Origin of the sequence: Pseudomonas sp. GD03903 (assembly GCF_029840045.1) — a bacterium.
GTDB lineage: Bacteria > Pseudomonadota > Gammaproteobacteria > Pseudomonadales > Pseudomonadaceae > Pseudomonas > Pseudomonas pseudonitroreducens.
In genome coordinates, this window is the sequence record NZ_JAOCBT010000026.1 from 74,036 (window position 1) to 87,744 (window position 13,709).

Below are 13,709 nucleotides of genomic sequence, written 5' to 3' on the forward strand. Positions count from 1 at the left end.
TCAATGCCCGCGCTCCTGCAACCACGCCTGTGCGGCGCCGCGTGCACGCTGGTCGGCCGCCAGCACCGCATCGAGCGATTCGACCGGCGTGTGCGCCTCGCGGTTCAGCACTTCGTCGATGATAACCGGGATATCCGTGAAGCGGATGCGCCGCTCGAGGAACGCAGCAACGGCCACCTCGTTCGCCGCATTGAGCATCGCCGGCACGCTGCCGCCCGCCTCTGCCGCCTGGCGCGCCAGGCGCAGACAGGGGAAACGCTGCTCGTCGGGCGCACTGAAGTCCAGGCGGGCAATGGAAAACAGATCGAGCGGCGAAACACCCGAATCGATTCGCTGCGGCCAGGCCAGCGCGTGGGCAATCGGCGTACGCATATCCGGGTTGCCCAACTGGGCCAGCACCGAGCCATCGACGTAGTCCACCAGAGAGTGGATCACGCTCTGCGGGTGGATCACCACCTCGACCTTCGACGGCGCGGCATCAAACAGCCAGCAGGCCTCGATCAGCTCCAGGCCCTTGTTCATCATGCTGGCCGAATCGACGGAAATCTTCCGCCCCATCGACCAGTTGGGGTGTGCACAGGCCTGCTCGGGCGACACCCGGGCCAGCTGCTCCAATGGGGTTTCGCGGAACGGCCCCCCCGATGCGGTCAGCAGGATGCGACGCACGCCGACCTCACCCAGGCCGCGAGCGTAGTCCGCCGGCATGCACTGGAAGATCGCGTTGTGCTCGCTATCGATGGGCAGCAGCACGGCGCCGCTGGCGCGAACGGCATTCATGAACAGTGCGCCGGACATCACCAGCGCCTCTTTATTGGCCAGCAATACCCGCTTGCCGGCCTCGACAGCCGCCAGAGTCGGCTTCAGGCCGGCGGCGCCGACGATGGCGGCCATCACCGCTTCCACATCGGGATGCGCGGAAATCTCGCAGAGCCCAGCCTCCCCCACCAGCACCCTGGCCTCAAGCCCCGCCGAAGCGAGGCGATCCTGCAGGTTACGCGCCTGCTCAACCTCTGGCACGACCACGAATCGCGGCCGGTGACGAAGGCAAAGCGCCTCGAGCTCGGCCAGGCGGGAGAAGCCGCTGAGTGCGAAGACGCGGTAACGATCAGGGTGACGCCCGATGACGTCGAGGGTACTGAGGCCGATCGAACCGGTCGCCCCCAGCACAGTGATCCACTGCGGATGGCTCACGGCGTACCCCAGCCTACGGCCCAGAGCAGCGCGGTGAATACCGGGATCGCTGCGGTCAGGCTGTCGATGCGGTCAAGCACGCCGCCATGGCCCGGCAGCAGGTTGCTGCTGTCCTTGAGGCCGGCCTGGCGCTTGAACATGCTTTCGGTGAGGTCACCGATGACCGACAAGGCCACCACGATGGCCGCACAAGGCAACGCCAGCAACAGCTCGCGAACCGTCCAGTCACGATAGATGGAGACGGCGACGGTAATCGCCAGACACAGCGCCATGCCCCCGAAGAAACCTTCCCAGCTCTTGCCCGGACTGACGCGCGGAGCGAGCTTGCGCTTGCCGAAGGCCTTGCCGGAGAAGTAGGCACCGATGTCGGCGGCCCAGACCAGCACCATCACGGCGACGATCAGCCAGTTGGACAGCGGCCACTGCTTGAGCAGCACCAGCCCTTGCCAGGCCGGCAGCAGGATCAACAGGCCGATCAGCAAACGGCGCCAACGGCCGCCCCAGCTCGATGCACTGTCCGGGTAGGTCAGCACCATGATGGTCGCCAGGCCCCACCAGAGCAGCGCCAACACCAGCACGCCGCCCGCCAGTTGCGGCAGCCAGGCCAATACCAGCATCAGCACGGCGACCAGCGCAGCGTAAGCAACACGGGCAGCCTGCTCGTTGTAACCAGCCAGACGCGCCCATTCCCAGGCACCAAGGCTCACCACCAGACCGATGAACAGCGAGAACGCCGCACCATCGAGCAGGAAGAAACCACCCAGCGCGATCGGCAACAGGATCAGCGCCGTGATGATTCGTTGTTTCAACATGACGGGGGTGCCTCGGCCTCGACCTGCTCGCTGGTCTTGCCGAAGCGGCGCTGACGAGAGGCGTAGTCCTGCAACGCAGCCTGCATGGCTTCGTGCTTGAAATCGGGCCAGTAGAGATCGGAGAAATACAGCTCGGCGTAGGCCAGCTGCCACAGAAGGAAGTTGCTGATGCGATGTTCGCCACCGGTGCGGATGCACAGGTCGGGCAATGGCTGATCGCCAGTGGAGAGGCAACCCTGGATCAGCTCCGGGGTGATGTCATCCGCCGACAGATGGCCGGCCTGCACTTCACGAGCGAGACGCTGGGCCGCCTGGGTGATATCCCACTGGCCGCCATAGTTCGCCGCCACCTGCAACAACATGCTGCTGCCATTGGCGGTCAACGCCTCGGCCTCGCGCATCGCTGCCTGCAATTCAGGAGCGAAGCGGCTGCGATCACCGATGATGCGCAGGCGAATGCCGTTGGCGCTGAGCTTGCGCACCTCACGGCGCAGGGCCATGAGGAACAGCTCCATCAGCGCACCGACCTCATCGGCCGGGCGCTGCCAGTTCTCGCTGGAGAAGGCGAACAGCGTCAGCACTTCGACGCCTGCCTCGGCGCAGGTCTTGATCACCGCACGAACGGCGTCCACGCCAGCCTTGTGTCCGGCGACACCAGGCATGAAGCGCTTCTTCGCCCAGCGATTGTTGCCGTCCATGATGATCGCCACGTGCCGAGGCACGGGCGTCACCTGCTTGGTCTTTTCCATGACGAGAGCCCGGCCGTCAGACGGCCATCAGGTCCGCTTCCTTGGCCTCGAGGGCCTTTTCGATCTCGGCGACGAACTTGTCGGTGATCTTCTGCACATCGTCACCAGCGCGACGCTCTTCGTCCTCGCTGATTTCTTTTTCTTTCTGCAGGTCTTTCAGCTGAGCCAGCGCGTCGCGGCGGATATTGCGCACGGAAACGCGGGCCTGCTCGGCCTCGGCGCGAGCCTGCTTGGTGAAGCCCTTGCGGGTTTCTTCGGTCAGGGCCGGCATCGGCACGCGAATGGTGGTGCCGGCGGTGGCCGGGTTCAGGCCCAGGTCGGAAGTCATGATGGCCTTCTCGACTGCCTGGATCATGCTCTTGTCGAAGACGCTGAGAGCCAGGGTGCGGGAGTCTTCAACGGTGACGTTGGCGACCTGGCGCAGCGGAGTGTCGGAACCGTAGTAGGACACCATCACGCTATCCAGGATGCTCGGGTGGGCACGGCCGGTACGAATCTTGGCGAAGGCATGGCCCAGGGCTTCCAGGGTTTTGCCCATACGATCCTGTGCTTCCTTCTTGATCTCGTTGATCATCTCAATCCTCCTCGATCAGGGTGCCTTCAGCACCACCTACAACAATATTCAGCAGCGCGCCGGGCTTGTTCATGTTGAACACGCGCAGCGGCATTTTCTGGTCCCGGCACAGGCAGATGGCGGTGAGATCCATCACACCCAGCTTGCGATCGAGCACTTCGTCGTACGTCAGACGTTCGAACTTCTCGGCATTCGGGTCCTTGAACGGGTCGGCAGTGTACACGCCGTCCACCTTGGTCGCCTTGAGTACTACGTCAGCATCTATTTCGATGGCGCGCAGACAGGCGGCGGAATCGGTGGTGAAGAACGGGTTGCCGGTACCGGCGGAGAAGATCACCACTTCGCCACTTTTCAGGTGGCGCATGGCCTTGCGGCGGTCGTAGTGATCGGTCACGCCGACCATGGAAATGGCGGACATGACGATGGCGGTGATGTTGGAGCGCTCCAGGGCATCACGCATGGCCAGGCCGTTCATCACGGTGGCGAGCATGCCCATGTGGTCGCCGGTGACGCGGTCCATGCCGGCTGCGGACAGCGCCGCGCCACGGAACAGGTTGCCACCACCGATCACCAGGCCGACCTGCACGCCGATACCGACGAGCTGGCCGATCTCCAGCGCCATGCGGTCCAGCACCTTGGGATCGATGCCGAACTCCTCGGAGCCCATCAGGGCTTCGCCGCTCAATTTTAGAAGAATGCGTTTATAGCGAGGTTGACGAGCGCTCAGCTGCTGAGCCATGACCTTTTTCTCCTGCGGCGATTGAATACTGTGCGCCTTGTGGGCGCCTGGCGGAAAGCTTGGACCAGCCAGCCTTACGGCGCCTTTAAACCCGCCTGGCGGGCCTGCGCCGTGGAAACCGCCCCTTTTGGCTTCCCCAGTTTGGCAAAGAGGCCGCGCGCGTTAGCGGGCAGCCTCTTGCGGGGCGACAGTCGTGAGACTGTCTATTACTGCTTGGAAGCGGCTACTTGAGCAGCAACCTCGGCAGCAAAGTCGGCTTCGACTTTCTCGATGCCTTCGCCTACTTCGAAGCGAACGAAGGAAACGATTTCAGCGCCGGCTTTCTTGGCCAGGTCACCGACCTTGACTTCCGGATCCTTGACGAACGCCTGCTCGACCAGGCTGGCTTCGGCCAGGAACTTCGAGATACGGCCCTTGACCATGTTCTCGACGATGTTTTCCGGCTTGCCAGCGATCTTGTCGGCGTTCAGAGCGAGGAAGATTTCCTTCTCTTTGGCAACGGCTTCTTCGGAAACCTGCGACGGATCCAGGAACTGCGGGTTGCTGGCAGCGACGTGCATGGCGATGTCACGAGCCAGTTCAGCGTTGCCGCCCTTCAGGGTGACCAGAACACCGATGCGGTGGCCGTGCAGGTAGGCGCCAACCACGTCACCTTCGGCGCGAGCCAGACGACGGATGTTGACGTTCTCGCCGCACTTGGCGACCAGGGCTTCACGGGCCGACTCTTGTTCCGCGATCAGCGGAGCGGCGTCGGTCAGCTTCTGGGCAACAGCCTTGTCCAGGCTGGCAGCCACGAAGTTCTTGAAGTCGTCCTGCAGGGCCAGGAAGTCGGTCTGCGAGTTGACTTCGATGATGGTAGCGGACTTGGCATCGTCAGCCACTTTGGCGGCGATGGCGCCTTCGGCGGCGATGTTGCCGGCCTTCTTGGCTGCCTTGATGGCGCCGGAAGCGCGCATGTCGTCGATGGCTTTCTCGATATCGCCTTCGGCGGCTACCAGTGCCTTCTTGCACTCCATCATGCCCTGGCCGGTACGCTCACGCAGTTCCTTGACCAGTGCTGCAGTAATTTCTGCCATTTCGAAATCCTCTTGAGTTGCTCTCAAAACCAGATCGCCCGGCTACCCGGGCGGAATTTACAGGGTGGCAAAAAGGGGGCCTAGCCCCCTTTCCGCGCACCGCAGGACGTCTGGACGTCCTGGAATCAGCCTTCGGCGGACTCGGCCGGAGCTTCTTCTACGAACTCGTCAGCAGTCACGCCACCGGCGTTCTTGCCACGCAGTACGGCTTCAGCCATGGAGCCCAAGTACAGCTGTACGGCGCGGATGGCGTCGTCGTTACCCGGGATAACATAGTCAACGCCTTCCGGGCTGCTGTTGGTATCGACGACGCCGATGACCGGGATGCCCAGCTTGTTGGCTTCGGTGATAGCAATGCGCTCGTGGTCAACGTCGATCACGAACAGAGCGTCCGGCAGGCCGCCCATGTCCTTGATGCCGCCCAGGCTGCGATCCAGTTTTTCCAGATCACGGGAGCGCATCAGAGCTTCTTTCTTGGTCAGCTTGGCGAAGGTACCGTCCTGGGACTGCACTTCCAGCTCGCGCAGACGCTTGATCGACTGACGAATGGTCTTGTAGTTGGTGAGCATGCCGCCCAGCCAACGGTGGTCGACGTACGGCATGCCGCAACGGGCAGCTTCTTCGCGAACGATCTTGCCAGCGGAACGCTTGGTGCCGACGAACAGGATCTTGTTCTTGCCCTGGGCCAGGCGCTCAACGAAGGTCAGGGCCTCGTTGAACATCGGCAGAGTCTTTTCCAGGTTGATGATGTGGATCTTGTTGCGCGCGCCGAAAATGAATTTGCCCATTTTCGGGTTCCAGTAACGGGTCTGGTGGCCGAAGTGCACACCGGCCTTCAGCATATCGCGCATGTTGACTTGGGACATGATAGTTCCTCGATAAGTCGGGTTAGGCCTCCATGCATCCCAACGGCCAACCCTGCGACTGTGTCGAAAGGGCACCCAGGCCATCGTGTCGATGCATGTGTGGGTTAATGCTCCGAAATGGCCGTAGCCTCCGGAGCGGGGCGCTTTATACCACAACCTTGGCCAGAACAAAACCCGCAAGGACGTTCGGCAGCGGCCCCCAGCGCCTTACCCGACCGGCTCCATCGGCCGGCCACCCTTAATAGAAGAGCGCCGAATCTGATAGACTTGCGTATTCCTCTCATTTACCCGCGCGTACGCAGCGCCTGAAGAGAAGTCGCATGACCGTCACCATCAAGACGCCCGAAGACATCGAGAAAATGCGCGTCGCCGGCCGTCTGGCCGCCGAAGTGCTGGAAATGATCGGCGAACACGTCAAGCCCGGCGTCACCACCGACGAACTGGACCGCATCTGCCACGACTACATCGTCAACGTGCAGAAGGCCATTCCCGCGCCGCTGAACTACAAGGGCTTCCCCAAGTCGATCTGCACCTCGATCAACCACGTGGTGTGCCACGGCATTCCCAACGAGAAGCCACTCAAGGAAGGCGACATCGTCAATATCGATGTCACCGTGATCAAGGACGGCTACCACGGCGATACCAGCAAGATGTTCTCGGTCGGCAAGACCCCGGAATGGGCTGACCGCCTCTGCCAGATCACCCAGGAATGCATGTACAAGGGCATTGCACTGGTCAAGCCGGGCGCGCGACTGGGTGACGTCGGCGAAGTGATCCAGAAGTACGCCGAGAAGAACGGCTTCTCCGTGGTGCGCGAGTACTGCGGCCACGGCATCGGCAAGGTGTTCCACGAGGAGCCCCAGGTGCTGCACTACGGCCGCGCCGGCACCGGCCTGGAACTGAAAGAAGGCATGATCTTCACCATCGAGCCGATGATCAACCAGGGCCGCCCGGAAACCCGCCTGCTGGGTGATGGCTGGACGGCCATCACCAAGGACCGCAAGCTGTCCGCGCAATGGGAGCACACCGTGCTGGTCACCGCCGACGGCTACGAGATCCTCACCCTGCGCAACGACGAAAGCTTCCCGCGCACCTCGGCCTGAATGGCTGTTCAAAATCTTGCGAGCTAGAGCAGAACAAGGCGCAACGACCAACGGGAGTAACAGCCGCAGGCTGGCCCGAAGGGTGAGCGCCAGCGAATCAAACAGGCGAGGACGCGGAGTTTACGCGCTGTAAATGAGCAGTCCTCGCCTGTTTTTAACGCAGTTATGCCGACGCGCAGCAGATTTTGTGTGGTTTGCAATCTCGCCGACGGCTGGGTAGAACATACAAATCCCGGCCCGGCACAGCTGCCGGGCCTGGCGCGAAGCGCCCAGGCCCGACCGCCCTCTTGCCCCTGCCCTCCCCTAAGCCATTGATCAGGAAGGCCGCCATGCCGCAGGTGGATCCCGAGTTGTTCGACCGTGGGCAGTTCCAGGCGGAACTGGCCCTCAAATCCAGCCCCATCGCTGCCTTCAAGAAGGCCATCCGTCAGGCCAACGAGGTGCTCGACGCCCGCTTCAACGGCGGCCGCGACATCCGCCGGCTGATCGAGGACCGCGCCTGGTTCGTCGACCAGATCCTGCAGCAGGCCTGGAATCGCTTCGACTGGGGCGACGACGCCGACATCGCGCTGGTCGCCGTGGGCGGCTATGGGCGCGGCGAACTGCACCCGCACTCGGACATCGATCTGCTGATCCTGCTCGACAGCGAAGACCAGGAGATTTTCCGCGAGCCCATCGAAGGCTTCCTCACCCTGCTCTGGGACATCGGCCTGGAAGTCGGCCAGAGCGTGCGCTCGGTCGCCGAATGCGCCGAGGAAGCGCGTGCCGACCTCACCGTGGTCACCAACCTGATGGAATGCCGGACCATCTCCGGCCCGGACAGCCTGCGCCAGCGCATGCTCGAAGCCACCAGTGCGAAGCAGATGTGGCCCAGCGGGCAGTTCTACCTGGCCAAGCGCAAGGAACAGATTCACCGCCACACCAAATACAACGACACCGAATACAATCTCGAGCCCAACGTAAAGGGCTCGCCCGGCGGCCTGCGTGACATCCAGACGCTGCTCTGGGTGGCCCGCCGTCATTTCGGCAGCCTCAACCTGCATGCCCTGGTGCGCGAGGGCTTCCTGGTCGAGAGCGAATGCGCGGTGCTGGCCTCCAGCCAGGAATTCCTCTGGAAAGTCCGCTACGCCCTGCACATGCTCGCCGGCCGCGCCGAGGACCGCCTGCTGTTCGACCACCAGCGGCGCATCGCCGGGATGCTCGGCTATGAAGGCAACGACGCCAAACTGGCCGTCGAGCGCTTCATGCAGAAGTACTACCGCGTGGTGATGGCCGTTTCCGAGCTGAATGACCTGATCATGCAGCACTTCGAGGAAGTGATACTGCGGGCCGGCGAGAACGGCCATATCCTGCCGCTCAACAGCCGCTTCCAGTTGCGCGACGGCTACCTGGAAGTCACCCACGCCAACGTCTTCAAGCGCACCCCGTTCGCCCTGCTGGAAATCTTCGTGCTGCTTGCCCAGCACCCCGAGATCAAGGGCGTGCGCGCCGACACGATCCGGCTGCTGCGTGACAGCCGCCACCTGATCGACGACGACTTCCGCCACGACATCCGCAACACCAGCCTGTTCATCGAGCTGTTCAAGTGCAAGGAAGGCATCCACCGCAACCTGCGGCGGATGAACCGCTACGGCATCCTCGGGCGCTACCTGCCGGAGTTCGGCCTGATCGTCGGGCAGATGCAGCACGACCTGTTCCACATCTATACGGTGGACGCGCACACCCTCAACCTGATCAAGCACCTGCGCAAGCTGCGCCGCCCGGACATGGCGGAGAAGTACCCGCTGGCCAGCAAGATCATGGAGCGCCTGCCCAAGCCCGAGCTGATCTACATCGCCGGGCTCTACCACGACATCGCCAAGGGCCGCGGCGGCGACCACTCGGAACTGGGCGCGGTGGACGCCGAGCACTTCTGCCAGCGCCACCAGCTGCCGCCGTGGGATACCAACCTGGTGTCCTGGCTGGTGCAGAACCACCTGATCATGTCGACCACCGCCCAGCGCAAGGACCTCTCCGACCCGCAGGTGATCTACGATTTCGCCCAGCTGATGGGCAACCAGACCTACCTGGACTATCTGTACGTGCTCACCGTGGCGGACATCAACGCCACCAACCCGACCTTGTGGAACTCCTGGCGCGCCAGCCTGCTGCGCCAGCTCTACACCGAAACCAAGCGCGCCCTGCGCCGCGGCCTGGAGAACCCGGTCGACCGCGAGGAGCAGATCCGCCAGACGCAGAGCGCGGCCATCGACATCCTGGTACGCGGCGGCATCGACCAGGACGACGCCGAGCAGCTCTGGAGCCAGTTGGGCGACGACTATTTCCTGCGTCACAGCGCCGCCGACGTTGCCTGGCACACCGAGGCCATCCTCCAGCACCCGGACGACGGCACCCCGCTGGTGCTGATCAAGGAAACCGCCCAGCGCGAGTTCGAGGGCGGCACGCAGATCTTCATCTATGCCGGCGACCAGCACGACTTCTTCGCCGTGACCGTGGCGGCGATGGACCAGCTCAACCTGAACATTCAGGACGCGCGGATCATCACCTCCACCAGCCTGTTCACCCTCGACACCTACATAGTGCTCGATGCAGATGGCGGTTCGATCGGCAACAATCCAGCACGGGTCGAAGAAATTCGCGAAGGATTGGTCAACGCCCTGAAGGACCCGGACGAATATCCGACCATCATCCAGCGCCGCGTGCCGCGCCAGCTCAAGCACTTCGCCTTCGCCCCGCAGGTGACCATCTCCACCGACGCGGCGCGCCAGGTCAGCGTGCTGGAAGTCACCGCGCCGGATCGCCCCGGCCTGCTGGCGCGCATCGGCGGGCTGTTCCTGGACTTCGACCTGTCGGTACAGAACGCCAAGATCGCCACCCTGGGCGAGCGCGTGGAAGACGTGTTCTTCGTCACCGATGCGCACAACCAGCCGCTTGCCGATCCTGAGCTGTGCAAACGAATCCAGACCGCCCTGGTGGATATCCTCTCGGATGGCGGCCAACAGACCATGCCGGTGCGCATCAGCATCTAGTCCCGATCTTGTAAAAAGTCAGAAAAAAGAGCCTTGCCATGAACCCTGCCCTCGACTCGCTCCAGCCCTACCCCTTCGAGAAGCTCCGCGCCTTGCTGGCCGGAGCCCAGCCGCCGGCGGACCTCAAGCCCATCGCACTGTCCATCGGTGAGCCCAAGCACCGCTCGCCGGAGTTCGTCGCCAAGGCCCTGGCCGACAGCCTCGACCAGATGGCCGTCTACCCGACCACCCTGGGCATCCCGGCCCTGCGCGAAGCCATCGCCGCCTGGTGCGAGCGCCGCTTCCAGGTGCCGGCAGGCTGGCTAGACGCCGCGCGCCACGTGCTGCCGGTGAACGGCACTCGCGAAGCGCTGTTCGCCTTCACCCAGACCGTAGTCGACCGCAACGCCAAGGGACTGGTGATCAGCCCGAACCCGTTCTACCAGATCTACGAAGGCGCGGCCCTGCTGGCCGGCGCCGAGCCGCACTACCTGCCGTGCCTGGAAGACAACGGCTTCAATCCGGACTTCGACGCCGTACCGGCGGACGTCTGGGCACGCTGCCAGATCCTCTTCCTCTGCTCGCCGGGCAACCCCACCGGGGCGCTGGTGCCGCTGGAGACCCTGAAGAAGCTGATCGCCCTGGCCGATGAGCACGACTTCGTGATCGCCGCCGACGAGTGCTACAGCGAGCTGTACTTCGACGAGCAGAACCCGCCAGCCGGCCTGCTGACCGCCTGCGCCGAGCTGGGCCGCAATGACTTCAAGCGCTGCGTGGTGTTCCACAGCCTGTCCAAGCGCTCCAACCTGCCGGGCCTGCGCTCGGGCTTCGTTGCCGGCGACGCCGAAGTGCTGAAGAAATTCCTCCTCTATCGCACCTACCACGGCTGCGCCATGCCGGTTCAGACCCAGCTGGCCAGCGTCGCCGCCTGGAAGGACGAAGACCACGTGCGGGCCAACCGCGACCTGTATCGCGAGAAGTTCGACGCCGTGCTGGACATCCTCGCCGGCGTGCTCGACGTGCAGCGCCCCGATGGCAGCTTCTACCTGTGGGCGAAGACGCCGATTGCCGACACCGAGTTCTGCCGCGGCCTGTTCGATGCGCAACACGTCACCGTGGTGCCGGGCTCGTACCTGTCGCGCGAAGTGAATGGCGAGAATCCGGGCGCCAATCGCGTGCGCATGGCGTTGGTCGCGCCGCTGGCGGAATGCGTGGAAGCGGCCGAGCGGATCAAAAAGTTCGTTCAGAGCCTATAAAAGGCCTTGTGTAGGAGCGAACTTGCTCGCGAACCCGCTTCACGCCGGAGCTACCGGATAGTTCGGTTCGCGGGCAAGCTCGCTCCTACAAAAAAGGCCCAAAGCGCCCTACACCCAGCGCCCCGCCTTGCTGGTCACCCAGGCTTCCTGACTGTCCAGCTCCCCCAGCACCTCGCGCATGGTCTCATCGTCGATCTCGTGTTCGCGGCGCATGCGGTACAGCTCCAGCCGCTGCGCCCGCAATGCCTTGATGCGCAGTGCCTGATCGGCGAGCTCCAGGCCGCGGGCACGCTCGCGGGCTTCCTGGGTGTCCGGCGCCGGGTCCAGCTCGTGGCGGTACTCGGCCATCAGCCGCGCCCGCACTTCCGCCAGGCGCGCCGCCTCATCCGCATCGGCGCCGTCGCGCACGGGCATTTCCTCGCTCTCCAGCATGTGGATGGCCGCCGCCGCGGTCTTGCGCCACACCGACTGCACTTCACGCTCACGCTGGTCGTTGCTGGCGGCCGGCAAGCCACGCAGGAGGATCGGCAAACCGATGGTGGCGGCGACCAGGGAGACCAGGATCACCCCGGTGGCGATGAAGATGATCAGGTCACGCTGCGGGAAGGCCGAGCCATCGAGCAACAGCAGCGGCACCGAGAGCACACCAGCCAGCGTCACCGCCCCGCGCACGCCGCCCAGCGCCGAGATTGCCGACAAGCGCAGCACCGGCTCGCCGGACCGGCCGCCGAGCTCCACACCCCACCATTGCTCGAAGCGCACCGACACCTTCCAGTAGCACCAGACCCAGCCAAAGCGCAGCAACAGCAGCACGGCGAACACTGCCAGCACGTAGAAGGCCAGCAGTGACGAACGCCACATCACGTCGTCGGCATGGTGCGCGACGGACTTGAGGATGTCCGGCAACTGCAGCCCAAGCAGCAGGAACACCACGCCGTTGAAGGCGAACTCCAGCATCGACCAGACGCTGCGGTTGAGCAGGCGGGTGTTGGTCTGCCGCGGCAGCAGGTCCACCCAGCTCTGCATCATGCCGGCGGCCACCGCGGCGAGGATGCCGGACACGCCCAGTTGCTCGGCGATCATGTAACAGGCGAAGGGCAGCAACAGCATCAGCACCACGTGGGTGGCCGGATCGTCCCAGCCGCGGCGGATCATCCAGCCACGGATGCGCCCCAGCAGCCAACTGAGGAATACGCCACAGGCCAGGCCGCCAATGGCCACCAGCAGGAAGCTCAGGCTGGCATCCATCAGCGAGAAGGTGCCGGTCATGGCTGCGGCGAGGGCGAACTTGAAGGCAACCAGGCCGGACGCGTCGTTCATCAGCGCCTCGCCCTGCAGCACATGCATCAAGCGGCGTGGCAGGCGATCCTGGGCGATGGCCGACACCGCCAGCGCATCGGTGGGCGACAGCACCGCCGCCAGGGCGAAGGCCGCGGCCCAGGGAATCTCGGGAATCAGCAGATGGATGAAGACACCGCCGCCGAGCACGGTGAACAACACCAGGGCAAAGGCCAGGGTGAGGATCGGCCAGCGCATCTTCCAGAACTCGCCCTTGGGCATACGCCAGCCATCGGCGAACAGCAGCGGCGGAATGAACAGGAACATGAACAGTTCCGGGTCCAGCGCCACGTGCAGCCCCAGGCTTGGCCAGGCCAGCGCGGCGCCGGCGGCGATCTGGATCAACGGCAGAGGCAGCGGTATCAGCTGCGCCGCGAGCCGGGTTCCACCCACGACCAGCAGCAGGATCAGCACGGTATAAACGGTTTGCATCGACGAACTCCCAACACAGCCCTGCATTGAAGCACCCGAGGCGGCCCGGATCAGCCCCATATCGGGCAAAAAACTGTTGCAACACCCCGGCCTCCCGGCGGCGTCCCGCAAGGCGCTGGGAAATGGCATAATCCCGCGCCTGAAAAAAGCATCGAAAAGGAGTAGCGCCCCGTGAGTGAGCGGACGCTGTATGGAATCAAAGCTTGGTACTCGGTACTGATTCCCGATTTTCCCTTCTGAATCAAATCCTTGCGCTCGTTTTTGACCCTCCGCAACGGAGCGTTTTCCGCAAGGTCACGCCATATTAGAATCAATCACTTACGGTAGCGTTTTAGGGAGGATATTCCACCCTTGGAAGCCCTATTGGCAGGCCTGAACCGCTGCACGCAGCTGCACCTCGTAACCCTTCCGCTGCTCCAGCTCAGCCAGCAAGGCTCGCACCTTGGTCTGTAGCGTGTCGCCCTTCTTCAGCGATGCAGTCGACCAGCTCGGGACCTCCACTGCCGGCACCCGGCACGGGATAGCCACCGGCACCTCCACGCGCACCGTGCGCGGCTCAGGCTCT

At 63.8% G+C, this 13,709-nt stretch carries 12 protein-coding genes; 3 read left to right on the plus strand and 9 right to left on the minus strand.

The annotated features are described in order from the left end of the window. The 7 genes from ispC to rpsB form a co-directional block, all read right to left on the minus strand. Positions 1–1,191, minus strand: a complete 1,191-nt coding sequence (ispC, locus tag N5C91_RS28175; RefSeq protein WP_236173095.1) for a 1-deoxy-D-xylulose-5-phosphate reductoisomerase — start codon at positions 1,189–1,191, stop codon at positions 1–3. After that, complete coding sequence (locus N5C91_RS28180; protein WP_236198449.1) at positions 1,188–2,003, minus strand: phosphatidate cytidylyltransferase; 816 nt, start codon at positions 2,001–2,003, stop codon at positions 1,188–1,190. The genes ispC and N5C91_RS28180 overlap by 4 nt, the downstream gene beginning before the upstream one ends. After that, the gene (uppS, locus tag N5C91_RS28185) at positions 1,997–2,752 is read right to left on the minus strand and encodes a polyprenyl diphosphate synthase (protein WP_236173097.1); all 756 of its coding nucleotides are present in this window, start codon (positions 2,750–2,752) and stop codon (positions 1,997–1,999) included. Before uppS ends, N5C91_RS28180 begins: the two co-directional genes overlap by 7 nt. Positions 2,753–2,768: 16 nt before the next feature. After that, positions 2,769–3,326 (minus strand): ribosome recycling factor, encoded by a 558-nt coding sequence (gene frr / locus N5C91_RS28190; RefSeq protein ID WP_045210004.1) that lies wholly within the window; start codon positions 3,324–3,326, stop codon positions 2,769–2,771. Between the two features lies 1 nt (position 3,327). Then, positions 3,328–4,065, minus strand: a complete 738-nt coding sequence (pyrH, locus tag N5C91_RS28195) for a UMP kinase (RefSeq protein WP_017521181.1) — start codon at positions 4,063–4,065, stop codon at positions 3,328–3,330. A 206-nt stretch (positions 4,066–4,271) separates the two neighbouring features. Further along, complete coding sequence (gene tsf, locus N5C91_RS28200; RefSeq protein ID WP_279833581.1) at positions 4,272–5,141, minus strand: translation elongation factor Ts; 870 nt, start codon at positions 5,139–5,141, stop codon at positions 4,272–4,274. Positions 5,142–5,266: 125 nt separating this feature from the next. Beyond that, positions 5,267–6,007 carry a 30S ribosomal protein S2 gene (gene rpsB / locus N5C91_RS28205; protein WP_054908326.1) on the minus strand — a complete coding sequence of 247 codons (741 nt, stop codon included), beginning with the start codon at positions 6,005–6,007 and terminating at the stop codon, positions 5,267–5,269. A 305-nt stretch (positions 6,008–6,312) separates the two neighbouring features. Between rpsB and map the strand changes: the two genes are divergently transcribed. The 3 genes from map (at position 6,313) to dapC (ending at position 11,374) form a co-directional block, all read left to right on the plus strand. Beyond that, positions 6,313–7,110 carry a type I methionyl aminopeptidase gene (gene map / locus N5C91_RS28210; RefSeq protein WP_275094702.1) on the plus strand — a complete coding sequence of 266 codons (798 nt, stop codon included), beginning with the start codon at positions 6,313–6,315 and terminating at the stop codon, positions 7,108–7,110. Between the two features lie 329 nt (positions 7,111–7,439). Further along, a complete protein-coding gene (locus tag N5C91_RS28215) occupies positions 7,440–10,139 on the plus strand; it encodes a [protein-PII] uridylyltransferase (RefSeq protein WP_236173099.1) in 2,700 nt (899 codons plus the stop codon). Positions 10,140–10,177: 38 nt separating this feature from the next. Next, the gene (gene dapC, locus N5C91_RS28220; RefSeq protein ID WP_236198447.1) at positions 10,178–11,374 is read left to right on the plus strand and encodes a succinyldiaminopimelate transaminase; all 1,197 of its coding nucleotides are present in this window, start codon (positions 10,178–10,180) and stop codon (positions 11,372–11,374) included. A gap of 108 nt (positions 11,375–11,482) precedes the next feature. Here dapC and N5C91_RS28225 read toward each other — a convergent pair whose 3' ends face one another. Together N5C91_RS28225 and N5C91_RS28230 are read right to left on the minus strand one after the other, a co-directional pair. After that, positions 11,483–13,144: a Na+/H+ antiporter gene (locus N5C91_RS28225; RefSeq protein WP_236173101.1), complete on the minus strand. Its 1,662-nt coding sequence runs from the start codon at positions 13,142–13,144 to the stop codon at positions 11,483–11,485. A 360-nt stretch (positions 13,145–13,504) separates the two neighbouring features. Then, the coding region (locus tag N5C91_RS28230) for a hypothetical protein (protein ID WP_279833585.1) at positions 13,505–13,709 on the minus strand (205 nt) is incomplete at its 5' end.

Coding starts and splice junctions, on each gene's coding strand:
- N5C91_RS28180 (WP_236198449.1), bottom strand. CDS start 2,003: ATGTTGAAACAACGAATCATCACGGCGCTGATCCTGTTGCCGATCGCG.
- uppS (WP_236173097.1), bottom strand. CDS start 2,752: ATGGAAAAGACCAAGCAGGTGACGCCCGTGCCTCGGCACGTGGCGATC.
- frr (WP_045210004.1), bottom strand. CDS start 3,326: ATGATCAACGAGATCAAGAAGGAAGCACAGGATCGTATGGGCAAAACC.
- pyrH (WP_017521181.1), bottom strand. CDS start 4,065: ATGGCTCAGCAGCTGAGCGCTCGTCAACCTCGCTATAAACGCATTCTT.
- tsf (WP_279833581.1), bottom strand. CDS start 5,141: ATGGCAGAAATTACTGCAGCACTGGTCAAGGAACTGCGTGAGCGTACC.
- rpsB (WP_054908326.1), bottom strand. CDS start 6,007: ATGTCCCAAGTCAACATGCGCGATATGCTGAAGGCCGGTGTGCACTTC.
- N5C91_RS28215 (WP_236173099.1), top strand. CDS start 7,440: ATGCCGCAGGTGGATCCCGAGTTGTTCGACCGTGGGCAGTTCCAGGCG.
- dapC (WP_236198447.1), top strand. CDS start 10,178: ATGAACCCTGCCCTCGACTCGCTCCAGCCCTACCCCTTCGAGAAGCTC.
- N5C91_RS28225 (WP_236173101.1), bottom strand. CDS start 13,144: ATGCAAACCGTTTATACCGTGCTGATCCTGCTGCTGGTCGTGGGTGGA.